Below are 24766 nucleotides of genomic sequence, written 5' to 3'. Positions count from 1 at the left end.
CCGATGGGGCTTTCCACCGTCACCGGATCGAACGGCATGGTCACCGCGCCGCACTACCTTGCGGCAGAGGCTGGGCTTTCGATCCTGCAGGACGGCGGCAACGCTATAGAAGCGACGGTCGCCGTGCAGGCGTGCCTTGCGGTGGTCTATCCGCACATGACCGGCATCGGGGGGGACGGCTTCTGGGTCATCTCGGAACCCGATGGGGCGGTCCATGGCATCCACGGCTGCGGCGGCGCGGCTGGTGCGGCAACGCTCGACCTGTACGACGGGCTCGATACGGTGCCGTTCCGGGGGCCGCTCGCCGCCAACACCGTCGCCGGGACGATTTCGGCGTGGGAGGCAGCGCTGGCGAGCGGTGGCGGCAACCTGCCGCTGGCGCGCCTGTTGCGCGATGCGATTGCGCATGCCGAGGCCGGAGTCGCCGTCACGGCAGGGCACGCCGCGCTTGCGGTGAGCAAAGGCCCGGAACTGCGCGTGCAGCCGGGCGCCTATGCCTCGACGTTCGAGCCCGACGGGCGGCCCTTGCGCCAAGGCGAGGTGCTGCACCAGCCGCTGCTCGCGCAGACCTTGCGCCGCCTGTGCGAGGACGGCCTCGCGAGCTTTTACACCGGCGCGCTTGCCGAGGACATCGCCGCCGATCTCGCGGCGCTGGAAAGCCCGGTTTCCGCCGATGACCTCGCGGCGCACGCCGCCAGCCGCCCCGCACCGCTGACCACCCGCTTGTGCGATGCGCAGCTGTGGAACAGCGCACCGCCGACGCAAGGGGCGGCCTCGCTGCTGATCCTCGCCCTGTTCGACCGGCTCGCGGCGGGCGAGGCGGAGGGCTTCGATCACGTCCACGGACTGGTCGAGGCTACCAAGCAGGCCTTCCTCTTGCGCGACGTGCACCTGGGCGATCCTGCGTGGAGTCCGTTCGACTGGCAGGCCTTGCTATCCGACGCGCCCGCGCTCGACGCGCTGGCAGCGAAGATCGATCCGGCGCAGGCATTGCCCTGGCCGCAGCCGGCGCAATGGGGCGATACCTGCTGGTTCGGCGCCGCCGATGCGCAAGGCCGCGTCGTCAGCGCGATCCAGTCGACCTACTTCGAATTCGGCTCGGGGCTGGTGCTGCCAAAGACCGGGATCACCTGGCAGAACCGGGGCAGCAGCTTCCGCCTCGCCAAAGAAGGCTGGAACGCGCTCAAGCCGGGCCGCAAGCCGTTCCACACGCTCAACCCGGCGCTTGCGCGTTTCGACGATGGCCGGGTCATGGCCTACGGCACGATGGGCGGCGAGGGCCAGCCGCAGACGCAGGCCGCCCTGTTCAGCCGCTATGCCCGCTTCGGCAGCGACCTGCAGGAGGCGATCTCGGCCCCGCGCTGGTTGCTGGGCCGGACCTGGGGCGACCAGTCGACCACGCTGAAGCTCGAGGACGGTTTCGACGAGAGCCTCTACGCTGCGCTCGCCGCCGCGGGGCACCAGGTGGAGCGGGTCGGGCCGCTGACCGCCACGATGGGGCATGCCGGCGCCATCGTCCGCCATCCCGACGGACGCCTGGATGGCGCGACCGACCCGCGCAGCGACGGCAAGGTGGCCGCATGGTAGCGCAAGCCGAGCAGGTCGGGGGCGCGCGTGCGGTTTCTCGCTGCGATGCGCTTACCCAGCCGCCGTTCAGCGAAAGCGGCGAAGGGCTGACCCGAACCTACCTTTCGCCCGCCTTCCTTGCCGCGCAGGATCGCATCGCCGAATGGATGCGCGATGCGGGCATGACCGTGTCGCGCGATGCGGCAGCAAACCTCGTCGGGCGCTACGAAGGGGACGATCCGAACGCGCCATTACTCCTGATCGGCAGCCATATCGACAGCGTGCGCAATGCCGGCGCCTACGACGGTCCGCTGGGCGTCATGCTCGCGATCGAGGCGGTCGGCGCGCTGCATGCCGCAGGCAAGCGGATGGCATTCCCGATCGAGGTCATCGCCTTCGGGGACGAAGAAGGATCGCGCTTTCCAGCAGCGATGCTGACCAGTCGCGCGGTTGCCGGCACGCTCGATCCCGCCGCGCTCGATGTTCGCGATTGCGATGGCGTTGCGTTGGGCGATCTGCTGGACGTCACCGTCTACCCCTCGGCCGCCCGGCCGCGCGGTTCGGTGTTCGCCTATCTCGAAGCGCATATCGAGCAGGGGCCTGTGCTCGAAGCACAGGGGCTCGCGGTCGGGACGGTCACGGGCATCGCTGCGCAGATGCGCTACGAGGTTGAACTGATCGGCAGCGCCGGTCACGCCGGCACCACCGCGATGGGTCTGCGGCGCGACGCGGTGGCCGGCATGGCGGAGATGGTTCTGGCGACGGAAACGGTCGCGCAGGACAGCCTGGGGGATGTTGTAGCCACCGTGGGTATCGTGCAGGTACCTTCAGGGGCCGCCAACGTCATCGCCGGGAAATGCGCCTTCACGCTCGATGTCCGCTCCGGTTCGGAAGCCCGGCGCGATCGCGCGGCCGACGAAATCCTGCGTCGTTTCCGGCGCATAGCCGATGCCCGCGATCTCGGCCTCGCCGTGCGCAAGGTCCACGACCTGCCCGCCAGCCCGTGCGCGCCCACGTTGATGGATCTGCTCGACGCCGCCGTTCACTCTGCAGGCCACAAGCCCTTCCGCCTCGTTTCCGGCGCCGGTCACGATGCGATGATCATGGCAGCGCTCTGCCCCACCGCGATGCTGTTCGTGCGGTGCCGGGGCGGGGTGAGCCACAATCCTGCCGAACATGTCGATCCGGTGGACGCCGAAGTGGCGCTGCGGGTCATGCTCGGCTTCATCGACCGCCTGGGAGCCCTGCATGCCGCCGCTTGACCCGACCTATTTTGGCGACATCGACCCGCCGCAGCGTCTGCTGATGGGGCCGGGGCCGGTCAACGCCCACCCGCGGGTGCTGCGCGCGATGGCGGCCGACCTGCTCGGCCAGTTCGATCCCGAGATGACCGGCTTCATGAACCAGGTCATGGCGCTCTATCGCCCGGTGTTCGGGACGCAGAACCAGTGGACCATGCTGATCGACGGTACCGCCCGCGCGGCGATCGAGGCATCGCTCGTCAGTCTGGTCGAACCGGGCGACACGGTGCTGGTGGTCGACTTCGGCCGCTTCGGCCTGCTGCTGACCGAAATCCTCCATCGGTTGGGCGCGAAGATCGAGACAGTCAGCGCACCGTGGGGCGAAGTCGTGCCGCTCGACGCGATTGCCGAGGCGATCGAGCGGGTCGGGCCGAAGGTCGTGGCCACCGTCCACGGCGATACATCGACCACGATGGCGCAGCCGCTCGAAGGACTGGGCGCGCTGTGCCAGGCGGCGGGCGCCTATCTCTATGTCGATGCCTGCGCGACGCTGGGCGGCATGGAGATCGCGGCGGATCGCTGGGGCGTCGATATCGTGACCGGCGGCCTGCAGAAGTGCCTTGGCGGCCCTTCCGGTTCCGGTCCGATCACGGTCTCCGACCGCGCGGCCAGCCGCATTTTCGCGCGGCGGCATGTCGAGCAGGGCATCCGCCGGGCCGACATCGTCGATGGCGCAGGCCCCCGGATTCCGTCGAACTACTTCGATCTGGCGATGATCATGGACTACTGGTCCGAAAAGCGCCTCAACCACCACACCGAGGCGACGTCGATGCTCTACGCCGCCCGCGAATGCGCGCGGGTGGCGCTGGGCGAAGGGCTGGACGCCCGCTTTGCGCGGCACCGCAAGGCGGGGGCGGCGATGACGACTGGCGCGCGGGCGCTGGGCCTCGTCGTCTATGGCGACGATGCCTATCGCATGACCAACGTCACCGGCGTGTACATCCCCGAAGGGATCGACGGCGAAGCGGTGCGCACGATGATGCGCGAACACTTCGAGATCGAGATCGGCACCGCCTTCGGACCGCTGCAGGGGAAGATCTGGCGGCTGGGCGCGATGGGCTACAATGCCATGAAGCACAAGGTTCTGCTGACGCTCGGAGCGCTTGAGGCCTGCCTGAAGGCGCAAGGGTTCAGCCTGCCGCTGGGCGAGGCCGTGCCGGCGGCGCTGGCGGCGTGGGAGGCGGCGTGACCCAAGCGCGCGATCTCGTCGGTTATGGCCCGACGCCGCCCGAGGCTGCCTGGCCCGGCGGGGCGCGTGTCGCCCTGCAGTTCGTGATCAACTACGAGGAGGGCGCGGAAAATTCCGTGCTCAATGGCGACAAGGGCTCCGAAGCGTTCCTGTCCGACATGGTCGGCGCAGGTTCCCATCCGGCGCGCGCGATGGCGATGGAAAGTCTTTACGAATACGGCAGCCGCGCCGGCTTCTGGCGACTGCACCGCCTGTTCGCCGAACGCCAGGTACCGGTGACGGTGTTCGGCGTCGCGATGGCGATGGCAAAGAACCCGGCGGCAGTGGAAGCGATGCTCGCCGCCGACTGGGAGATCGCCAGCCACGGCCATCGTTGGATCGACTACCAGTACGTGCCCGAAGACATCGAGCGCGACCATATTGCCCGTGCGATCGAGCTCCACACTCAGGTGACTGGCAGCCGCCCGCTCGGCTGGTACCAGGGGCGGACCTCGCCCAACACTGCGCGCATTGTCGTAGAGGAAGGCGGCTTTCTCTACGATGCCGACAGTTACGCCGACGACGTGCCTTACTGGGATGCGCGCCATGGCAAGCCGCAGCTGATCGTGCCCTATTCGCTCGACGCCAACGACATGAAGATGGTCGCGCTCAACGGCTTTACCGAAGGCGAACAGTTCTTCCGCTACTTGCGCGACACGTTCGAGCAGTTGCGCGCGGAAGGCGGGCGGATGATGTCGGTGGGCCTGCACGGCCGCATCGCCGGGCGCCCGGCCCGCGCCCGCGCCGTCGCGCGGTTCGTCGACCATGTGATCGCCAGCGGTGACGCTTGGATCGCCCGCCGGATCGACATCGCCCGGCACTGGATGGACCTGCACCCCTACGTCGAAGAGGCGGCATGAGAATCGACGACCCCGCTCTCCTCGCCGAAGTGACCGCCGCGTTCCATGCCTATGAAGCCGCGCTCATGGCCGACGACATTCCCGCGATGGACGCGCTGTTCCACGATGCGCCGACGACCAACCGCTTCGGCGTGGGCGAAGTGCTGTGGGGGATCGATGCGATCCGCGATTTCCGCAAGGGGCGCGGCGGATCGCCCCAGCGGCGGCTCGGCCACGTGGCCATCACCGTTTATGGCGATCGTTTCGCCACGGCCGATGCGGAATTCTTCCGCGAAGGCGCCGATCGTCGCGGGCGGCAATCGCAGGCCTGGGTCAGGTTCGATGACGGCTGGAAGGTCGTTTCCGCCCACGTCAGCCTCGAAGGAACGACGTCATGATCGCGCTGTTCGAACACAGCCCGTGGGTCGAAGCGCGTGCCGATGCGCGGCCATCGACCGGCAACCGCCATGCGGATCTGATGGCGGTGGTGCACGCCGCCTCGGATGATGAACAGCTCGCGCTGATCCGCGCGCACCCGGAGCTGGCTGGGAAAGCGGCGATCGACCGCACCTTGACCGCTGCCTCGGCCGCCGAGCAGGCGAGCGCCGGGCTCGACCGGCTGAGCGAGGCGGAATTCGCCCGGTTCCACGCGCTAAACGCCGCCTATCGCGAACGCTTCGATTTCCCCTTCATCATCTGCGTCCGCCTGACCGACAAGGCGGGCATTCTCGCGGCAATGGAGCAGCGCCTGCGCAACGACCGCGAAACCGAGATCGCCACTGCGATCGCGCAGATCGGTGAGATCGTCCGTCTTCGCCTGGAGGATCAGGCATGACCTTCGACCTGCTCGAATGGCTGAACCTTGCGGTCCGCTGGTTCCACCTGACCGCGGGCATCGCCTGGATCGGTTCATCGTTCTATTTCGTTTGGCTCGACAACCATCTCGTGCCGCCGAAGCAGGGTGATGCTTCGGGCGAGGTCTGGTCGGTCCACGGCGGCGGGTTCTACCACAAGCAGAAGTATCAGGTGGCCCCGGCGCACATGCCCGAGGACCTGCACTGGTTCAAATGGGAGGCCTATACCACTTGGATCACCGGCTTCTCGCTGCTGGTGCTGGTCTATTACGTCGGCGCGTCCAGCTTCCTGCTCGATCCGGCGAAGTCCAGCCTGACCGCATCGGACGCGATCATGCTTGGCCTCGTCTCACTTGCCGGTGGCTGGGGTTTCTACGACGTGTTGTGCCGTTCGCCGCTGGGCAAGGACAACCGCGTGGTAGGGGTGGTCTGGTTCGCCTTCCTGATGTTTGCGGCGTGGTTCCTGAACTCGGTGTTCAACGCGCGCGGGGCCTATCTGCACGTCGGCGCGATCATGGGCACGGCGATGGTCGGTAACGTGTTCTTCGTGATCATCCCCAACCAGCGCAAGGTGGTGGCCGCGCTGATGGCCGGGCGCGAACCCGATCCCGCGCTGGGCAAGGCCGCCAAGCAGCGATCGCTCCACAATAACTACATGACGCTGCCGGTGCTGTTCATCATGATCAGCCACCACTACGCGATGACCTATGGCGCGGCGCGGCCATGGCTGGTGCTGGCGCTGATCGGCCTGACCGGGGTTGCCGTGCGCCATGTCTTCAACCTGCGCCATCGCGGTGCGCCGACCGGCCGGGCGATGCTGGTGGCGGGCGCAATGGCCTTGGTCATGGTGACCTACGTTTCGGCCGAGAAGCTGACGCTGCCGGCCGAGGCGAAGGCCGCCGCTCCCGATGCTGCCCCGGCCAGCTACGCCAGCGTCCAGCCGATCTTCGCCAGGCACTGCCTCGCCTGCCACGCCGAACATCCGAGCAATGCCGCGTTCACCGCGCCGCCGCTTGGGGTTGAGCTCGACAGCTACGAGCGTGCGCGCATCTATGCGCCCCGCGTGAAGAAGGTTGCAGTCGACAGCGAGATCATGCCGCTCGGCAACACGACCGGAATCACGCGCGAGGAACGCGACACCATCGGCCGCTGGATCGCGGCGGGAACCCCGCAATGAGCACGCTTTCGACCCATGTCCTCGACACCATGCACGGTCGGCCCGCCGCCGGCGTGAAGCTGCGACTGGAGGACGCCTTTGGCGTGGCTCTGTTCACGGGGCAGACCAACGACGATGGCCGCTGTCCGGGAATGCCCGAATTGCCGCCGGGCCGCTACGCCCTGACCTTCGAGGTCGCCGCCTACTTCGTGGGCGCGGGCGTCGCGCTGCCCGATCCGCCGTTCCTCGACGAAGTGCGGATCGCCTTCGGGATGGCTGAGGCAGGGCACTATCACGTGCCGCTGCTCGTCTCGCCCTTCGCTTATTCGACCTACCGGGGCAGCTGAGGCATGGCGGTACGCTTCGTACTCGATGGGCAGGTGGTGGAAATCGCCGAGCCCGATCCCACCGGCACCCTGCTCGACTATCTGCGCGGGGCCTTGCGCCGCACCGGCACCAAGGAAGGCTGCGCCGAAGGCGATTGCGGCGCCTGTACCGTGCTGGTCGGCGAAGCGGCGCGCGAGCGGGTCGCATGGCGCGCGGTAAACGCCTGCATCCTGTTTCTGCCGATGATCCACGGCAAGGCGCTGATGACGGTGGAAAGCCTGGCGCAGGGCGGCGAACTCAACCCGCTGCAGGCCTGCATGGCGGGCAACGGAGCGTCGCAGTGCGGCTTCTGCACGCCGGGCTTTGTCATGTCGCTGCACGGCCGCGCGATCGGTGCGCTTGGCAGCGAACTGCCGGTGGCGGACGTGATCGCCGGCAATCTGTGCCGCTGTACCGGATACGGTCCGATCGTCGAAGCGGGCGAGAAGGTCGCGTGCCTCGCGCAGGACGACAGCGCGACACTCGCCGCGCTGCGGGCGCTTGGCGCGGATGGCGCGAGCGGCGTGTTCGGCGCGCGCCGTTGGTTCGCGCCACGCTCGTCCGACGAAGTCGCGGCAGTGCTGGCCGAACACCCGCAAGCGCGCATCGTCGCCGGCGCGACCGACGTTGGGCTGTGGGTGACCAAGGCCTTGCGCGATCTCGATACGCTCGTGTTCATCGGCGACGTGGCGGACGTCAAGGCCATCGAGGAGAGCGATGCCGGCGTGCGTCTGGGCGCTGGCGTGCGCTATGCCGAGGCCCATCCGGCGCTGTCGCGGCTGCACCCTGACCTTGGCGAGCTCGTCCGCCGCATCGGCGGCTTGCAGGTGCGCAATTCGGCCACCGTCTGCGGCAATATCGCCAATGGCTCGCCGATCGGCGATGGTCCGCCAGCGCTGATCGCGTTGGGCGCCGAGCTTACGCTGCGCGGGCCCGAAGGGCGCCGGACGATCGCGCTTGAGGACTATTTCCTCGACTACGGCAAGCAGGACCGCCGCGCAGGCGAATTCGTCGAAAGCGTGTTCGTGCCGCGCCCCGGTGCGGCTACGCGCGTTCACATTTCCAAGCTTTCGCGCCGCTTTGACAGCGACATCACCGCCGTGCTCGGCGCCTTTGCGCTGACAGTCGATCAGGGCACGATCGTCGCCGCACGCGTGGCCTTCGGCGGTATGGCTGCAACACCGCGCAGGGCGCCTGCCTGTGAGGCGGCCCTGATCGGCCAGCCATTCGAAGAAACGACCATCGTGTCCGCCGCCGCCGCGCTGGGCGAAGACTTCGCGCCGCTGACCGATGTTCGCGGCAGCACCGCCTATCGCATCGAAGCCGCCAGGGCGCTGCTGTGGCGGCTGTGGCATCGCGAACAGGGCATGGCGGTCTCGGTGCTGGAGATCGCCGGATGAACGCCGAAGCCGCACCGCTCTGGCCGGTCGAGACCAAGCCCTCCAACCCGCACGACAGCGCGCATCTGCATGTCGCCGGCCTTGCCCGCTATGCCGATGACGAGCCGGAACCGGCGGACATGCTGCACCTCGCCTTCGGCCTTTCCAGCGAAGCGCGGGCGCGGATCACCGGGCTGGACTTGTCCGAAGTCCGCGCCTTTCCCGGCGTCGTCGCGGTCTTCACCGTGGCCGACATTCCGGGCGAGAACAACGTCGGCCCGATCGCGCACGACGACCGCGTCCTTGCCGATGGCGAGGTGATCAGCCACGGCCAGCCGGTGTTCCTTGTCGCCGCGACCACCCGGCTTGCCGCGCGCAAGGCGGCGCGCCTCGGCAAGGTCACCTACGAGCCGCTGCCGCCGATGGTGACGGTCGACCAGGCCCGCGCCGAAAACAGCCGGATCGAGGCGGACCAGCGCATGGCGCAGGGCGATGCCGCCGCCGCGCTCGCCACCGCGCCACATCGGCTGGCGGGCACGCTGCGGATCGGCGCGCAGGACCACTTCTATCTCGAAGGTCAGATCGGCCTCGCGCGCCTTGGCGAGGACGGGCAGATCCACATCGTCAGTTCGAGCCAGCACCCGAGCGAGGTGCAGCATCTCGTCGCCCACCTGCTGAACAAGCCCAGCGCCGACGTGACGGTCGAGGTGCGGCGGATGGGCGGTGCCTTCGGCGGCAAGGAAAGCCAGGCCGCGCTGTTCGCCGCCGCCGCTGCGCTCGTCACCCATCACACCGGCCGCCCCGCCAAGTTCCGCTGCGACCGCGACGACGACATGATCGTCACCGGCAAGCGCCATGATTTCGAAGTCGCCTACGAAGCGGGACACGACGACGAAGGCCGCCTGCTCGCGGTCAAACTGCGCTTTTCGGCGCGTTGCGGCGCGACGATGGACCTGTCGCCAGGCATCAACGACCGGACGATGTTCCATGCCGACAACTGCTATTTCCTCCCCGACGTCGAGATCCTGTCCGAAAGGCTGAAGACCAACACCGTTTCCGCCACCGCCTTCCGGGGCTTCGGCGGTCCGCAGGGGATGCTGGCGATCGAGCGCGTGTGCGATCACGTCGCCGCGCGGCTGGGGCTCGATCCGCTGGCGGTGCGGGCGCGCAATCTCTACGGTCGGGGGCGCGACGTCACGCCCTATGGCATGCCGGTTGAGGACAACATCGCGCCGCAACTGATCGCCCGCCTGCGCGAAACTTCGGATTATGATGCGCGGCGTTCGGCGATCGCGGCGTTCAATGCGACGAACCCTGTGCTCAAGAAGGGCGTCGCGCTCACGCCCGTGAAGTTCGGCATCAGCTTCACGACAACCCACCTCAACCAGGCGGGCGCTCTGGTCCACGTCTATGCCGACGGTTCGATCCAGGTGAACCACGGCGGGACTGAGATGGGGCAGGGGCTCTACATCAAGGTGGCGCAGATCGTCGCCGACGCTTTCGGCGTGCCCGTGGGGCAGGTGCGGATCACCGCCACGCGCACCGACAAGGTGCCCAATACATCGGCGACCGCAGCCTCTTCGGGCGCTGACCTCAACGGCATGGCGGCGCACAACGCGGCGATGGCGATCCGGGACCGCATGGCCACCTTCCTTGCCGGCGCCTACGGCTGCGCGCCGGACGAAGTGCGCTTTGCCAGGGGCGAGGTTGTCGTCGGCGGCGAGACTATCGCGTTCGGCGATGCCGCCCGGCGCGCACACCTCGGGCGCATTTCGCTGTCCTCGACCGGGTTCTACGCCACGCCCGACATCGCCTACGACCGGCCGAGCCACAAGGGCCGCCCGTTCTACTATTTCGCCTATGGCGCGGCGGTGAGCGAAGTTGTGGTCGACACGCTGACGGGCGAGCACAAGGTCCTTGCGGTCGACATTCTCCACGACGTCGGCCGCTCGCTCAACCCCGCGATCGACCGGGGCCAGATCGAAGGCGGCTTCGTCCAGGGTCAGGGCTGGCTGACCACCGAAGTGGTCGAATGGGACGACAGGGGGCGGCTGCTCAACCATTCGCCGGCCACCTACAAGATCCCGACGGCCAGCGACCGGCCCAAGCGGCTGCGCATCGACCTGTGGGACGGCGAAAACCTGAAGCCCACCATCCACCGCTCGAAGGCGGTGGGCGAGCCCCCGCTGATGCTGGCGAACTCGGTGTTCTGCGCGATCTCCGCTGCCATCGCCGCCACCGCGCCTGACAAGGCGGACCTACCACCGCTCGATGCCCCGGCAACGCCCGAAGCGGTGCTGCGCGCGATTGCCGGGCACCGGTCTCAGTGATCGACTGGCTCGCCCATATCCGCGATCACGCGCCCGTCGAGCCGCTCGCACTCATCAGCGTGCTCGCAACCGAAGGCTCCGCGCCGCGCGGTGCGGGCACCCGCATGGTCGTGACCGCACAAGGCGGTTACGGCACGATCGGCGGCGGCGCGCTCGAACTGCGCGTGATCGAACAGGCGCGCGCTATCCTGGCCCACCTACCGGGCACATGGCGGGTACAGGACTATCCACTGGGGCCGCTGCTGGGCCAGTGCTGCGGCGGGCGCGTGCGCGTGCTGGTCGAACACCTCGACCGCGAAGCGCTCGGCTGGCTGGCGGATGCTTCCGAAGGACGCACGCTGGTGAGCCTGCTCAAGCCAGGCCGGATCGAGCGGCTGGTGGACGATGGGCCCGCCACAGCGCTTTCAGCGCGGGGTGACCGTCCGCGCGAAGGCACGCGGCTTGCCGAAACCATCGGCACCTACCGCCGCCCGCTCTATCTGTTCGGCGCCGGGCACGTGGGGCAGGCGATCGCCCGCCACGCCGCCGGCCTGCCGGTGCGCCTCGCCTGGTTCGACACGCGCCCCCTGTTCGAAACGATCGACGGCGTCGCCATCGTGCCCGAATCGGATATCGAACAATGCGTGGCGGAAGCGCCGGAGGACGCCGCCATCGTCATCCTGACGCACGATCACGGGCTCGATTATCGCCTGACCCGCGCCGCGCTCGAACGCCCGCCCGTCGCCTTCACCGGGCTGATCGGTTCGCTGACGAAGCGCGCCCGTTTTCTCTCGAGGCTCGAACGCGATGGCGTGTCCGCACAGGCGCGTGGGCGGCTGACCTGCCCGATCGGCCTGCCCGGCGTGACTGGGAAGGAACCGGACGTCATCGCCATCGCCGTGCTCGCGCAGCTGCTGCAGATGCGGGCGATGGAAGCGGCATGACGCTCCACGCCTATCGCGGCGAGATCCTCAGCCTCGCCCACGATCCCGCCGAAGCGCCGGACGCGGTGCGCCACGATCCGGACGGCGTGCTGGTGATCAAGGACGGGGTGATTGTGGCGCGTGGCGCTGCGGATGATGTTCTGCCGCGCTTCCCGGGCGTGGAGGTCGAACACTTGCCCGGCCTCGTCGTCCCCGGCTTCATCGACGCGCACGTCCATTATCCCCAGCTCGACCGCATCGCCAGCCATGGGGAACAGCTGCTCGACTGGCTCGACCGGCATATCTTCCCGGCGGAGAAGGCCTTCGCCGATGCGGGTCACGCGGAAAGCGTGGCTGAAGCCTTCCTTGATGAACTGCTGCGCCACGGCACGACCAGCGCGCTGGTCTTCGCGACCGTGCATGCCACCTCGGTCGATGCCTTCTTCGCGGCGGCCGAGCGGCGCAATCTGCGCATGGCCTGCGGCAAGGTGCTGATGGACCTCGGCCCCGAAGGCCTGCGGGACCATCCGGCCAGCGGGCTGGCCGAAAGCGAGGCGCTGATCGCGAAGTGGCATGGCAGGGCCCGGCTGACTTACGCCGTTACCCCGCGCTTCGCCCTGACATCGAGCGACGAGCAGCTGGCCATCGCCGGGCGCTTGCTGGCGGACCACCCGGGCGTCCTCCTCCACACCCACCTGGCAGAGAACGTGCGCGAGATTTCCGAAGTCGCCGAGCGCTTTTCGGACGCCGCCGACTATCTCGATGCCTACGACCGGTTCGGCCTCGTCACAGACCGGTCGGTCTTTGCCCACGGCGTGCATCTGCCAGACCGCTCTTGCGCGCGACTTGCCGAAAGCGGAGCCGGCATCGCGGTTTGCCCGACGTCGAACTTCTTTCTCGGCTCCGGCATGTTCGATTTCGCCCAGGCCGAAGCCCACGAGGTGCGCCTCGGCCTGGGCAGCGACATCGGCGCGGGCACCAACCTGTCGCTGCTCCACAACGGCGGCGCGGCCTACCAGGCGGGCTTGTTCAAGGGCTACCGGCTGGATCCCTTCCGCGCGCTCTGGCTGGCGACGGGGGGAAGCGCCCGATTGCTGCACATCGACGACACGGTCGGCGCTCTCGCCGAAGGGCAGGAGGCCGATTTCGTCGTGCTCGACGATCGCGCCACGCCGCTGCTGGCCCGCCGCACCGCCGGGGCCAGCCTCGCCGAACGGCTGTTTGCCATGCAGGTGCTGGGCGATGATCGCACCGTGCGCCAGACTTACGTGCTCGGCCGCTGCGCATGGGACCGCGATGCGCTAGGATCGGCGCCATGACCGACCTCGACCGTTTCATCGCCGGCCTGCCCAAGGCCGAACTGCACCTGCACATCGAAGGCAGCCTCGAACCCGAACTGATGTTCGCGCTGGCCGAACGCAACGGCGTGACCATCCCGTACGCCAGCGTCGAGGATGTCCGCGCGGCCTACGCCTTCTCCAATCTGCAGGATTTCCTCGACATCTACTACGCCGGGGCCAGCGTGCTGCTGACCGAGGCCGACTTCCACGATCTCGCCATGGCCTACTTCGACCGCGCGGCGGCCGATGGCGTGCGCCATGCGGAGATCATGTTCGATCCGCAGACCCACACCGATCGCGGCATTGCCTTTGCCGCCGTGATCGAAGGGCTGCTGTCCGCCATGGCCGAGGCGGAAGCCAAGCATGGACTGACCAGCGCACTGATCCTGTCGTTCCTGCGCCACTTGTCTGAAGAGGCCGCGTTCGAGACGCTGGCCATGGCCGAGCCGTGGCTCGACCGGATCGCCGCTGTGGGGCTGGACAGTTCCGAGATCGGCCACCCGCCGTCCAAGTTCGCCCGCGTCTTCGCCGCGGCGCGGGCCAAGGGTCTCAAGCTCGTCGCGCACGCAGGGGAGGAAGGGCCGCCTGCCTATGTCTACGAAGCGCTCGACCTGCTCCACGTCGATCGCATCGACCATGGCAACCGCGCACTTGAGGACGAGGCGCTGGTTCAGCGCCTCGCGGGCGAGGGCATGACGCTGACCGTCTGCCCGCTCTCCAACCACAAGCTCTGCGTGGTGGGCGACCTGGCCGATCACCCGATCGACCGCATGCTTTCCGAAGGACTGAAGGCGACGATCAATTCGGACGATCCGGCTTATTTCGGCGGCTATGTCGCCGACAACTACCGCGCGGTTGCGCGCGCGCGGGGGCTGTCGCGCGAGGCTTTGGTCCAACTCGCACGCAACAGCTTCACCGGCTCGTTCCTGCCGCCCGAGGCCGTCGCCGCGCATCTTGCCGCCATCGACGCCTACGCGGCACAGGCAACCTGAGGAGTTCCATGCGCCGCCTTCTCGCCGCTCTCGCGCTGTTCCTCGTCGCCCTCTCTCCCGCGCAGGCGCAGGAAGCTCGCCGCAAGGTAATCATCGACGACGAAGGCTTCGCGCTGATGCACCTGATGCTGCTGGAGGATGCCGGCACCGAAGTGGTCGGGGTGACCAGCGTTTCGGGCAATGTCTGGGCCAACCGCGCCACCGCCATGGCGCTGCGCGGCCTCGAACTCACGGGACACCAGAAGGTGCCGGTGGCGCAGGGCGCGACCTTCCCGCTGCTCAATTCCCAAGCGCGAACCGAGCGGTGGGAAGCGCTCTACGGCAAGCTCACCTGGAAAGGCGCGTTCATGAAGCAGTGGGCCGAACCCACCGCGCAATCGACGCCGCCCTATCACAGTCCGTTCGACCCGGTCGACTTGCCGTGGGGCAACGCCAAGCTGAAGCCGCTGGTCGAGCCAGCCGCTGCGTTCATGGTCCGCATGGTCCGCGCGCATCCCCACCAGATCACGATCATGGCCTGCGGGCCGCTGACCAATCTCGCGCTGGCGCAGCGACTCGATCCCGAATTCGCGTCGCTGGTCAAGGAACTGGTCGTCATGGGCGGCAGCCTCAATCCGCGCCAGACGCTCGACAACCGCGCCGCCGCCGATTTCGCGCGCGAATTCGTCAACACCCCGCGCCGCGAATTCAACATTCGCTTCGATCCGGAAGCTGCGAGCATGGTTTCGCACGCCCCTTGGCCCAGGGTGACGATCGTCCCGGTCGATCCCTCGACCGGCACGCAGCTTACCCCGGCTCTGGTCGATCGTCTGGCGAAGGCGGCGCGACCGCCGGTGGCCGCGATGATCCGGCGGATGGAGCCGGGCTTTCCGATGTGGGACGAAATCGCCGCCGCCGTCTGGCTCGACCCCTCGCTCGTCACCGACAAGGAGCGGCTGTGGTATGACTTCGATACCCAGTTCGGCCCGGGCTATGGCGACATGCTGACCTGGCGCGACGCCTACCGCCCCGGGTTGGACGAGGGCCAGGCGGACATCGTCCGCAGCATCGACGTGCCCAAGATGGAAGCGCTGATCGAGCGCATTCTCGCCCGACGTTAAGGTTCAGCCCAGGCGTTCGGGAACGGCTTGGGCTTCCTCGGTCAGGGTCTCGGCGGTCATCACCGCTTCCCAAGGGAACACGAACCAGCGCTTGTCCTCGGCGCGGTCGATCGTTTCGGCGGCATAATCTACCCGGGCCTGCGAGCGGATGTTGTCCATCAGCACCGCGAACTTGAGGTTTTCGGGATTGCAGCCGTTGTCGGCGAGCAGCCTGCGGATGTAGACGATCGTGCCGCCGCTGTCGTTGATGTCGTCCACGAACAGCAACCGCGTGCCCTCGCTCGACTTGGTCGCGACCTTGCCGAGCAATTCGTCGGCGAAACCCGGCACTTTCGACGAATGGTCGATCGACAGCATCGGCACCTGCAACTCGTGGCTGATGTAGACGGCCGGCACGAGGCCACCGCGACCGATACCGATGATGAAGTCCGGCTTCCACGAACCCGTCGCCAGAGTCTTCGACAGACCGCGCGCCTTGGTGAGAAAGTCCTCGTAGGCGATGTAGTTGAGAACAGGGGCGGAAGTGTGGGTCATGGCCTGAAGAAGGTCCGTCAACGATTGCGGGAAAGCGGCCCGGTTACCGTTTTCCGGCGATTCCGGCAATGGGTTCGCGTCTGGTCATCCCCCGTCGACTTCCTCCGCCATCACCTGCGGCTGGATCGCGGCGGGCCAGGCAAACTGCGCAAAGGCGGTCTGGATCTCGCCCAGCACGATGTCTGCGGCGTAGGACGGTGGCCGCGCTGCCGCCGTGCAAAGCGCCAGCGTCATCGGGCGCAGGACTGGATCACTTATTCGGGTAAAGGCCAGCCGTCCTGCGCGTACCTCGGTCATGACGTCGAGCGAAGTGAGAATGCCGATGCCGACCCCTTGCTGCACGAGCGAGGTAATCATCTGGATATCGTCAGATGACACCTTCTTGTCGAGCGTCGCGCGCGTGGTGCCTTCCAGCACGAGAACTTGCTGGTGCACCGCCAGCGGATGCGTAGGAACCACCACCGGCGATCCTATGCAGGCGGAAAAGCGCGCTTCCTGTTGCTGCGCAAAGGGGTGACCCACTGGCGTGACGAAGCCCAGATGGACGTCGGCGAAGGCATGGACGGTGATGTCGCGATAGGATTCGGGGTCGAAGAAGATGCCGAAGTCCACCTCGTTGCTGGCGATCATCCGTCGCACCGCGTCGTTCCCGCGCACCCGCACGGCGATCGAGATGCCGGGATAGCGGCTCTGGATGGCCTGGATTGCCGCCGGGATCACCCCCTTGGCCAAGGCGTCGATGATCGCGATCTCGACATGGCCGCGCTTCAGTCCGCGCAAGTCCTCGATCTGCGCGCGCACTTCCGAAAGGCTTTTTTGCCAGCGCCCCCCTGCGGCCATCATGATCTCGCCTGCAGCGGTTAGCCTCAGGCCCGTCGGCAGTCGTTCAAACAGCGGCATGCCGATTTCGGCTTCCACATTCAGGATCTGCCGATCGATCGCCGAGGCCGAGACATTGAGTTCGTCCGCCGCCTTTCGGATCGAGCCGAGCCGGCCGACGGCCATGAAGTAACGGAGGAAGCGCGAGAACGCGGGCATTGTCAGGCCTACCTATTTTTTGCAACGCAGCGTCGGAATCATTGCAGTTGCGAGCGAAGGGTCAAGACCCTAGGCCAGCCCTACCGCATTTTTAGAATGCAGTGCAAAACGAACGGGGGCGCACATGACAGGGGAATGGTCGATGCAGATCGCTGCCTGCACCGTGTCCCGGCCTTTCGCCCGACTCGCCTGCATCGCACCATTGCTTGCGCCGTGAAGTCGCTGTCGATCCTCTCCCTCTCGGCATTTTTTGCGGCGCTATTGCCCGCCGTCTCGCTTGCTCGTCCACTTCCGCTGGACCCGGCGCGCGAGGCGGCGGTCTCCTCCCTGTTCGAGGCTGCCCGCCAAAGCCCGACGCACTTGCGCGTCTTTTTGCGGCCGATGCCCAAGGGGGGCGATCTCCACAACCACCTCGGTGGAGCGATCTATGCCGAGGATTACCTGCGCTGGGGCGCCGAAGCCGGCTTGTGTGTGTCGGCCGATGGCCTGTCGGTCGCATCACCGCCTTGCGCCGAGGACCGCAAGCTCTCAACGTTCAGCCAGAACGATGAGTTCGGCTATGATCGGCTGGTTCATGCGCTTTCCACGCGGGGCTGGCAGCGGGGCGTGGGGCGCAACGATGCCACCGGGCACACGCAGTTCTTCCGCTCCTTCGCGCGCTTCGGCCCGATCGGGTCGCAGTCGGCAAGCAAGATGCTGGCCAGCGCTCGCGCGATCGCTGCCGGTGACAACCTCTCCTACTTGGAGCTGGACCACAACACGACCACGCTGATGGACGCGGTACTTGCCGCCCCTGCCGGGGTGCTGACCGAGCGCGACCTGCCCGCGCGGCTGGATGGCGAGATCGCGGCGTTGCAGCCGCTGCTCGCCAAGGCGCGCGCCGAACTGACCGCAGACGAAGCTACGTCTGCGGCCGTGCTTGACTGCGCCGGCGCCCATCCTGATCCAGGGTGCGGCGTTTCGGTCCATTACCTTTTCCAGGCGATGCGCGCCCTGCCGCCTACGCAGGTATTCCGTTCGCTGATCCTCGGCTTCATGATGGCCGATGCGGACCCGCGCTTCGTTGGCGTCAACATCGTCATGCCCGAAGATGCGATGGTCGCGCTGCGGGACTACGACCTGCACATGGCGATGTTCCGCCTGCTCGAGGCGAAGTATCCCCACGTCCGCCGTACGCTTCACGCTGGCGAACTGACGCTTGGTCTTGTGCCGCCTGCGGAACTGCGAAACCACATAGCCAAGGCGCTCGATGCGGGGGCCGAACGGATTGGCCACGGCACCGACATCGCCTTCGAGGATGACGCCGAAGCGACCATGGCGCGCATGGCTCGCGATGGCGTTGCGGTCGAGATCAATCTGACCAGCAACGACGTTATCCTTGGCGTTCACGGGGCGGACCATCCCGTGCAGCTTTATCGCGAACATGGCGTGCCGGTGGTCCTGTCCACGGACGATCAGGGCGTGCTCCGTTCGGACATGACCAATGAATATGTCCGCGCCGTGCGCGAACAGGGGTTCGACTACCGCGCGCTCAAGCAGGCTGCCCGCAGCGGACTTCATTACGCTTTCCTTCCAGGCAACAGCCTCTGGACCGATTTCGCGGGATTGCGTCCGGTGGATGCGTGCGGGACCGACCTTGCCGCGCCCGCCTGCGCCCAATTCCTTGAACGCAACGAGAAGGCCCGGCTGGAAGCCGACCTTGAGGCGCGTTTCGCAAAGTTCGAGAGCGATCGGTTGGCGGTCGCTTCGCGCAAGTCATGACTGTGGCGCGCAAGCCGCAGCTGCAAGAAAAGTTTCACATGTTCGCATCTGACGTATGGCATGCCGCACTGCAGCATGATTGAGTGGGATAGGGCATGCGCTTGGGGAGAGGCGCTTGGCAATCAAATGTGCAGCGGGAATCCAGGGGTTCCCTGCCGCCATCAACAGGGGGGTTTGAAACCATGACTGCTCGTATGAAAACCGTTGATGCTGCGCTGCAAGCGCGGCTTCGTCGCCATATCCTTGCCGCAGGGCTGCTCGCTTGTACCGCGATGTCGGCTCCGGCTCTTGCGCAGGACGCGCCCGCGCCTGCCGACGATCCGAAGGAAGAGATCGTCGTCACCGGCTCGCTCAACGCGCTGCCGCTGAAGGACGTCGGCACGGTCTTCGGCTTCGACAAGAACCTTGTGGAAACGCCGCGATCCGCATCCTCCATTTCGAAGGAGCAAATGGAGCGTTTCGGTATCACCGAAATTTACGACCTCGTGGCGCAGTCGCCCGGAACATTTACCAACTCTTTCTTTGGTGTCGGCGGCGCCTTGGACATTCGCGGCACACCTGGTGAAGTCTATTTCCGCGGCATGCGTCGTCTTGACAACCCCGGCAACTATCCCACGCCGATCGGCGCCTCTGATCGCATCGACATCGTGCGAGGTCCTGCATCGCCGATCTTTGGTCCGTCGAAGACCGGTGGCTACATGAATTTCGTGCCCAAATCGGCACGTGTGGCCAACGGCAAGTACATGGACAGTGCGGCGGGCCAAGTAACCTACACTGGCGGCAGCTGGGGCAAGAACGTCCTTTCGGCGGATATTCGGGGGCCGGGGCACCTCGGCACACAGGAGTTCGGGTACAGCCTTTATGCGGAAGTAGAAGATTCGGGCAGTTACTACCGCAACATGAGCACCAAACAGACCATCCTGCAGGCTGCCTTTGACACCGACCTCGCTTCGAACCTGCGCCTCGAATTCGGCGGAATGTACCATGATTTCAAGGGGCAGCAGAACGGCGGCTGGAACCGTCTGACGCAGGATCTGGTCGACAACGGCACGTATATCACGGGTTCGGCAAAGCCACTCGACACCAATGGTGACGGCCAGATCTCGCACGGCGAGGCGGCTGCAGCCAATGGCGGGCTTGGGCTCAACCCGTTCGGGAGTGCCTTTTGTTCTACACCGCCATTCTCCAATCCATTCGGCGGGCTGACCAACGCCTGCCTTGCAGCGGTCTATCCGGATATGGGCTTGACCAACGTCGGCACGGCCAAGCTGAGCCGCCGGGATACGCTGACCGGAAAGAATGACCGGCTCGATAATACGGCTAAAACGGGGTATCTGGACCTGATCTTTGACGCTGGCGAAGATTTCGAAATCAAGAACCAGTTGTTCTATGACGGCTACACAAACATCAACGAGAATACTTATGGATTCTCGCAATTCCATGATTCGTGGGTGATTGAAGACAAGATCGTCATTTCCAAAACCTTCCGGACCGATGTCGGAAAATTTGCGATTCAGGCTTCGCCCTCATTCCGCTACACCAGGTTCAAGCATGGCGACGATTTCAACTACGAGTACTTCCACCGTGTCGATCTGACGAAGGGCTATGACGCCTTGTCAGATCGCCTGCTTTCCACCGAATGCGACTGCAACTACACGTCGTATCTCAAGGGGCACTATTCCGACATTGGGCTGGCCGGTCTGGCGGACCTCGATTTCAACTTCGGCCTCGATCTGACGCTCGGCGCTCGTTACGATTACCTGAAAGTGACTACCGTCGACATCGCGGCAAAGCTTGAGGATCCGTCTTCGGCCGCCAGTGCGCGTGGTGGCAAGGGCGCATGGTCGTGGTCGGCCAGCGCCAACTACAAGACGCCGTTCGGCCTGGTTCCTTACGTGACGATTTCCCGGCAATCGACGGTCGTTGCTGGGCAGGGCGCGGAAATCTATGCCGGCGACGTGACCTCGGGAGCTTTCATCAGCGCCTCTAAGCTTTACGAAGGCGGGGTTAAGGGGACGTTCCTCGACAACCGCCTCTACGCCGCCTTGTCGATCTACAAGCAGACCCGCACCGACCGCAATTCGCAGGCCATCGTCACCAACCAAGCTGTCGAGACCAAGGGCATCGAAGCCGAAGTCCGCTGGTCGGTCGACAAGCACCTTCTGCTTACCGCCAACTACACTAAGACAAAGGTTTACAACCTCACGGCCATCGGCAGTGGTGCGTTGTTCAGCTTCTTCGGCATCGAAGACTTGAAGGGCCTTGACCCGGCCTTGTTCCTCGGCGGGCAGCCTATCGGCCTTGTGCCTATCGCGAACAAGGAGGCCTCACGCCGCGCTGGTATCCCCGAGGATCTCTATTCGGCAACGGCGACGTACTCGTTCGACAATGGCCTCGCCGTGGCGGGGAGCATCACCCATGTCCCGTCGGTGTTTTCGGGCCAGTCGCAGGTGGTAAAGCTTCCTGCCTATACCCTGGTCGATGCAAGCCTGTCCTACGCCACGGGCCCGTGGCTGTTCCGCGCGGTCGTGAAGAACTTGACCGACGCGAAGTACTTCCGTGCCAACTTCACCGAACTGTTCGGCAGCACGATCGCTCTGCCCGAGCGTCCGCGCAGCTGGCAGGCTTCGGTGGTCTACAAGTTCTGATGTCCTGACGCGGGGCAGGGGGCGTCTCTCGCAAGAGGCGTCCCCTTTCTCCGCGATGTTTCAAAGTTTCGAGGTTATATTGATGCAATTGCTGGCCCGGGCCGTTCTGTTCGCCGGTGCGCTTTTCGCGACGGTTTCGCCGGGCCTTGCAATCCCTGTCGCCCCTCCGTCGCTCGTCGCCCGGGTGAAGGCCTGCGCGCCAGCGCGGCCATGTGCTGCCCGGCTGCCGGTACGTGTCGTCGTCGTGACGATGTTCGAGATCGGCAAGGACACCGGCGACAAGCCCGGCGAATTCCAGCTCTGGAAGGAACGCCGCAAGCTCGACGTCACGCTGCCCTTCCCGCAGGGCTGGCACGATCTCGCCTACGACCCCCAGACCGGCGTGCTCGCCATCGTCACCGGCATGGGCTCGATCAAGTCGGCCACTGCCGCGCTCGCCCTCGGCCTCGACGATCGGCTGGATCTGTCGAAGGCGTATTGGCTCGTCGCGGGTATCGCGGGGATCGACCCTGCCGATGCCTCGGTCGGTTCCGCCGCCTGGGCGCGCTTCCTCGTCGATGGCGACATTGCGCACGAAATCGATGCGCGCGAAATTCCCACCGACTGGGAGAGCGGCTACTTCGCCCTGCACAGCAAGGGCCCGTCCGATCCCACACCGCTCGAACCGGTCAATGGCGAGATGTTCGAATTGAACGCGGCGCTGCGCGACTGGGCCTTCGCCCTGACCAAGGACGTGAAGCTGCCTGATGATGCGACGATCACGGCGGCCCGCGCCCACTATGTCGGCTATCCCAACGCGCAGAAGCCGCCCTTCGTGCTGAAGGGTGACAACCTTGCCGCGATGACCTTCTGGCACGGCGCGAAGTTGACCGAATGGGCCAACGACTGGACCCGGTTCTGGACGCGCGGACAAGGGGAATTCGTCACCTCGGCGATGGAGGAAACCGGCACGTTCCAGTCGATCGAGTACCTCACCCGCGTCGGCCGCGCCGATCGCAACCGCGTCATGGTGCTGCGCGCGGGCAGCAACTTCACCATGCCGCCACCGGGCGTCGCCCCGGCACCCTATCTGTTGAGCGAGAACCAGGGCTATGCCGGGATGACCGCCGCACTCGAAAGCCTCTATCTGGTCGGCGGCAAGGTGGTCGATGAGATCACCACTCACTGGGACCGCTACGAAAAGGCCCCGCCCAAATGAGCATGGCTGGCTAGGTCGGACCGAACCGTGGCGCTCACACTTATCCGCAACGCTGCCGTTGTCGCCACGATGGACGATGCCGCCCGCGAAATTCCGGGCGGCGCCATGGCTTTCCGCGACGGGGTGATCGTCGCGGTCGGCACCACCGTGGAGCTTGCCGCTTTCGCGCGCGACGCCGATACGATCGTCGAGGCGCAGGGTTGCGTGATCACGCCCGGCCTCGTCAACACCCACCACCATCTTTACCAGTCGCTCACCCGCGCCCTGCCCGGCGCGACCGAGGCCTCGCTGTTCGGCTGGCTCAAGCGGCTCTATCCGGTCTGGGCGCGCTACACCCCCGACGATGTCTTCGCCGCGACGCAGCTGGGCCTCGCCGAGCTGGCGCTTTCGGGCTGCACCACCAGTTCGGACCACCTCTACCTCTTCCCGAACGGCGTGACGCTCGACGATACGATCCATGCCGCCGCGGGCATCGGGGTGCGCTTCCATGCGACGCGCGGCAGCATGAGCGTGGGCGAGAGCTTGGGTGGCCTGCCGCCCGACAGCCTGGTTGAGCGCGAGGATGCGATCCTTGCCGACTGCATCCGCGTGATCGATCGCTTCCACGATGCCGCCGACGGCGCGATGGTCCGCGTTGGCGTTGCGCCGTGCTCACCGTTCTCCGTCAGCCAGGGCCTGATGCGCGATGCGGCCCTGCTCGCGCGCGACAAGGGGGTGATGCTCCACACCCATCTCGCCGAAGATGCCGACGATGTGGCGTTCAGCCTGGAACGGTTCGGCTGTCGTCCGGGACAATACGCCGAGGAGCTTGGCTGGACCGGGTCGGACGTCTGGCACGCGCACTGCGTCCAGCTCGACCACGCCGAGATCGACCTGTTCGCGCGAACGCGCACCGGGGTCGCGCATTGCCCAGGCTCCAATTGTCGGCTCGGTTCGGGCATCGCGCCGGTTCGGGCCATGCGCGATGCGGGCGTGCCCGTCGGTCTCGGCGTCGATGGATCCGCCTCCAACGACGCGGCCAATCTGCTTGGCGAAGCCCGGCAGGCCATGCTGCTCCAGCGTGTGAGCCACGGCGCTGGCGCGATGGCGGCGCGCGAAGCGCTGCATATCGCCACGCGCGGCGGTGCCGAAGTGCTTGGTCGCAGCGATCTTGGCCAGTTGCGCGCAGGCTTTCGCGCCGACTTTGCGATCTGGGACATGGCGCAGCCCGCATCGACCGGCGCCTGGGATATGGTCGCCGCGCTGGTTCTCGCCCCCCCCCATCAGGTCCGCGACCTTTTCGTTGAGGGAAGGGCGGTCGTCCGTGGCGGCGAACTTGTCCGCATCCCGCGCCATCGCATCATCGCCGCCGCGCAAGTCTCGCTTGCCCGGCTCATGCAGGAGTAGCCGTCCATGTCGGGAGCCGAGCGCACGTTGGTTGGGCGCAAGTCCGTCGCCACCCGCGAACAGAGGCGCGATCCCGACTACTTCCCCGGCTACGCCAGCGCGATCCCGCTCGGCATCCAGCATGTCCTTGCGATGTTCGTTTCGAACCTCACGCCGCCGATCATCGTTGCAGGGGCTGCCGGCTTCGGCTTCGGTTCGGCAGACCCCGCACCGCTCATCTACATGATCCAGATGTCGATGTTCTTCGCAGGGCTCGCCACGCTGATGCAGACGGTCGGCCTCGGCCGCATCGGCGCCAGGCTGCCGCTCGTGCAGGGGACGAGCTTTGCCTATATTCCGATCATGATCCCGATCGTCGCCGGGCGCGGTCCCGCCGCGATGGCGGAACTGTTCACGGCGGCGCTGGCCGGCGGGCTGGTCCATGCCGGGCTCAGCCGCTTCGTCGGCCGCATCCGCTTTGCCCTGCCGCCGCTCGTCACCGGGCTCGTCGTCCTGATGATCGGGCTGTCGCTGATGCGCATCGGCGTGCAGTACTCGGCCGGCGGCGTTCCGGCGATCGGGACGCCCGCGTTCGGATCGGCGCAGAGCTGGCTGCTCGCCGGCGTCGTTGTCGTCGCCACGCTCGGGCTCAAGTTCTTTGCGCGCGGCATATGGTCGACCGCCTCCGTCCTGCTCGGCCTGCTTGCCGGATACGCCGTCGCTTTCGCGATGGGCCGCATCGCGTTCGCTCCGGTGGCAGAGGCGCACTGGGCCATGTTGCCCGCGCCATTTCCGTTCGGCTTTGCCATCTCCGCCTCGGCGGTGATCGGCTTCGTGCTGACCGGCTTTGTGTCTTCGATCGAATCGAT

Annotated in this window: 21 protein-coding genes (1 of these 21 cut by a window edge); 19 read left to right on the top strand and 2 right to left on the bottom strand. The window is 66.5% G+C overall.

Annotation, left to right across the window (positions count from 1 at the left end; translation table 11 throughout):
- Positions 1 to 3: 3 nt before the first annotated feature.
- The 14 genes from AACH40_RS15555 to AACH40_RS15490 are packed head-to-tail and all read left to right on the top strand — an operon-like array spanning position 4 to position 15353.
- Positions 4 to 1587 (top strand): gamma-glutamyltransferase family protein, encoded by a 1584-nt coding sequence (locus tag AACH40_RS15555; RefSeq protein ID WP_338643187.1) that lies wholly within the window; start codon positions 4 to 6, stop codon positions 1585 to 1587.
- Complete coding sequence (locus tag AACH40_RS15550) at positions 1581 to 2828, top strand: allantoate amidohydrolase (RefSeq protein WP_338643186.1); 1248 nt, start codon at positions 1581 to 1583, stop codon at positions 2826 to 2828. Before AACH40_RS15555 ends, AACH40_RS15550 begins: the two co-directional genes overlap by 7 nt.
- Complete coding sequence (locus tag AACH40_RS15545) at positions 2815 to 4056, top strand: alanine--glyoxylate aminotransferase family protein (RefSeq protein ID WP_338643185.1); 1242 nt, start codon at positions 2815 to 2817, stop codon at positions 4054 to 4056. Before AACH40_RS15550 ends, AACH40_RS15545 begins: the two co-directional genes overlap by 14 nt.
- Positions 4053 to 4955 (top strand): allantoinase PuuE, encoded by a 903-nt coding sequence (puuE, locus tag AACH40_RS15540; RefSeq protein ID WP_338643184.1) that lies wholly within the window; start codon positions 4053 to 4055, stop codon positions 4953 to 4955. The genes AACH40_RS15545 and puuE overlap by 4 nt, the downstream gene beginning before the upstream one ends.
- Positions 4952 to 5332, top strand: a complete 381-nt coding sequence (gene hpxZ / locus AACH40_RS15535) for an oxalurate catabolism protein HpxZ (protein WP_169491439.1) — start codon at positions 4952 to 4954, stop codon at positions 5330 to 5332. Before puuE ends, hpxZ begins: the two co-directional genes overlap by 4 nt.
- The gene (uraD, locus tag AACH40_RS15530; protein WP_338643183.1) at positions 5329 to 5769 is read left to right on the top strand and encodes a 2-oxo-4-hydroxy-4-carboxy-5-ureidoimidazoline decarboxylase; all 441 of its coding nucleotides are present in this window, start codon (positions 5329 to 5331) and stop codon (positions 5767 to 5769) included. The genes hpxZ and uraD overlap by 4 nt, the downstream gene beginning before the upstream one ends.
- Positions 5766 to 6965, top strand: a complete 1200-nt coding sequence (locus tag AACH40_RS15525) for a urate hydroxylase PuuD (protein ID WP_338643182.1) — start codon at positions 5766 to 5768, stop codon at positions 6963 to 6965. The genes uraD and AACH40_RS15525 overlap by 4 nt, the downstream gene beginning before the upstream one ends.
- Positions 6962 to 7291, top strand: coding sequence for a hydroxyisourate hydrolase (uraH, locus tag AACH40_RS15520; protein WP_338643181.1), 330 nt, complete (start codon positions 6962 to 6964; stop codon positions 7289 to 7291). Before AACH40_RS15525 ends, uraH begins: the two co-directional genes overlap by 4 nt.
- A 3-nt stretch (positions 7292 to 7294) precedes the next feature.
- The gene (gene xdhA, locus AACH40_RS15515; protein WP_338643180.1) at positions 7295 to 8710 is read left to right on the top strand and encodes a xanthine dehydrogenase small subunit; all 1416 of its coding nucleotides are present in this window, start codon (positions 7295 to 7297) and stop codon (positions 8708 to 8710) included.
- Positions 8707 to 11019 (top strand): xanthine dehydrogenase molybdopterin binding subunit, encoded by a 2313-nt coding sequence (xdhB, locus tag AACH40_RS15510; RefSeq protein WP_338643179.1) that lies wholly within the window; start codon positions 8707 to 8709, stop codon positions 11017 to 11019. The genes xdhA and xdhB overlap by 4 nt, the downstream gene beginning before the upstream one ends.
- A complete protein-coding gene (gene xdhC, locus AACH40_RS15505; RefSeq protein ID WP_338643178.1) occupies positions 11016 to 11942 on the top strand; it encodes a xanthine dehydrogenase accessory protein XdhC in 927 nt (308 codons plus the stop codon). The genes xdhB and xdhC overlap by 4 nt, the downstream gene beginning before the upstream one ends.
- The gene (guaD, locus tag AACH40_RS15500) at positions 11939 to 13240 is read left to right on the top strand and encodes a guanine deaminase (protein WP_338643177.1); all 1302 of its coding nucleotides are present in this window, start codon (positions 11939 to 11941) and stop codon (positions 13238 to 13240) included. The genes xdhC and guaD overlap by 4 nt, the downstream gene beginning before the upstream one ends.
- A complete protein-coding gene (locus tag AACH40_RS15495) occupies positions 13237 to 14253 on the top strand; it encodes an adenosine deaminase (RefSeq protein WP_338643176.1) in 1017 nt (338 codons plus the stop codon). The genes guaD and AACH40_RS15495 overlap by 4 nt, the downstream gene beginning before the upstream one ends.
- A gap of 8 nt (positions 14254 to 14261) precedes the next feature.
- A complete protein-coding gene (locus AACH40_RS15490; RefSeq protein WP_338643175.1) occupies positions 14262 to 15353 on the top strand; it encodes a nucleoside hydrolase in 1092 nt (363 codons plus the stop codon).
- 3 nt (positions 15354 to 15356) lie between these two features.
- Here AACH40_RS15490 and AACH40_RS15485 read toward each other — a convergent pair whose 3' ends face one another.
- Both AACH40_RS15485 and AACH40_RS15480 read right to left on the bottom strand, forming a co-directional pair.
- Positions 15357 to 15887 (bottom strand): phosphoribosyltransferase domain-containing protein, encoded by a 531-nt coding sequence (locus tag AACH40_RS15485; RefSeq protein WP_338643174.1) that lies wholly within the window; start codon positions 15885 to 15887, stop codon positions 15357 to 15359.
- An 84-nt stretch (positions 15888 to 15971) separates the two neighbouring features.
- A complete protein-coding gene (locus AACH40_RS15480) occupies positions 15972 to 16925 on the bottom strand; it encodes a LysR family transcriptional regulator (RefSeq protein WP_338643173.1) in 954 nt (317 codons plus the stop codon).
- A gap of 135 nt (positions 16926 to 17060) precedes the next feature.
- Between AACH40_RS15480 and AACH40_RS15475 the strand changes: the two genes are divergently transcribed.
- From AACH40_RS15475 to AACH40_RS15455, 5 genes are all read left to right on the top strand, one after another.
- Positions 17061 to 18686: an adenosine deaminase gene (locus AACH40_RS15475; RefSeq protein WP_338643172.1), complete on the top strand. Its 1626-nt coding sequence runs from the start codon at positions 17061 to 17063 to the stop codon at positions 18684 to 18686.
- A gap of 194 nt (positions 18687 to 18880) precedes the next feature.
- Positions 18881 to 21334, top strand: coding sequence for a TonB-dependent siderophore receptor (locus AACH40_RS15470; RefSeq protein ID WP_338643171.1), 2454 nt, complete (start codon positions 18881 to 18883; stop codon positions 21332 to 21334).
- Between the two features lie 82 nt (positions 21335 to 21416).
- Positions 21417 to 22532: a purine nucleoside permease gene (locus AACH40_RS15465; protein WP_338643170.1), complete on the top strand. Its 1116-nt coding sequence runs from the start codon at positions 21417 to 21419 to the stop codon at positions 22530 to 22532.
- 27 nt (positions 22533 to 22559) lie between these two features.
- Entirely contained in the window at positions 22560 to 23918 is a 1359-nt protein-coding gene (locus tag AACH40_RS15460; protein ID WP_338643169.1) for an 8-oxoguanine deaminase, read from the top strand.
- A gap of 6 nt (positions 23919 to 23924) precedes the next feature.
- Positions 23925 to 24766, top strand: the 5' portion of a protein-coding gene (locus tag AACH40_RS15455) for a nucleobase:cation symporter-2 family protein (RefSeq protein WP_338643168.1). The gene runs 565 nt beyond the window's last position; 842 of the gene's 1407 nt are visible here — the first part of the coding sequence; the start codon lies at positions 23925 to 23927; its stop codon lies beyond the right edge, outside the window.

Origin of the sequence: Novosphingobium olei (genome assembly GCF_037076535.1) — a bacterium.
Classification (GTDB): Bacteria; Pseudomonadota; Alphaproteobacteria; order Sphingomonadales; family Sphingomonadaceae; genus Novosphingobium; species Novosphingobium olei.
Note: the sequence above shows the minus strand (reverse complement) of the source record. Positions and strands in the feature narration are given on the sequence as shown.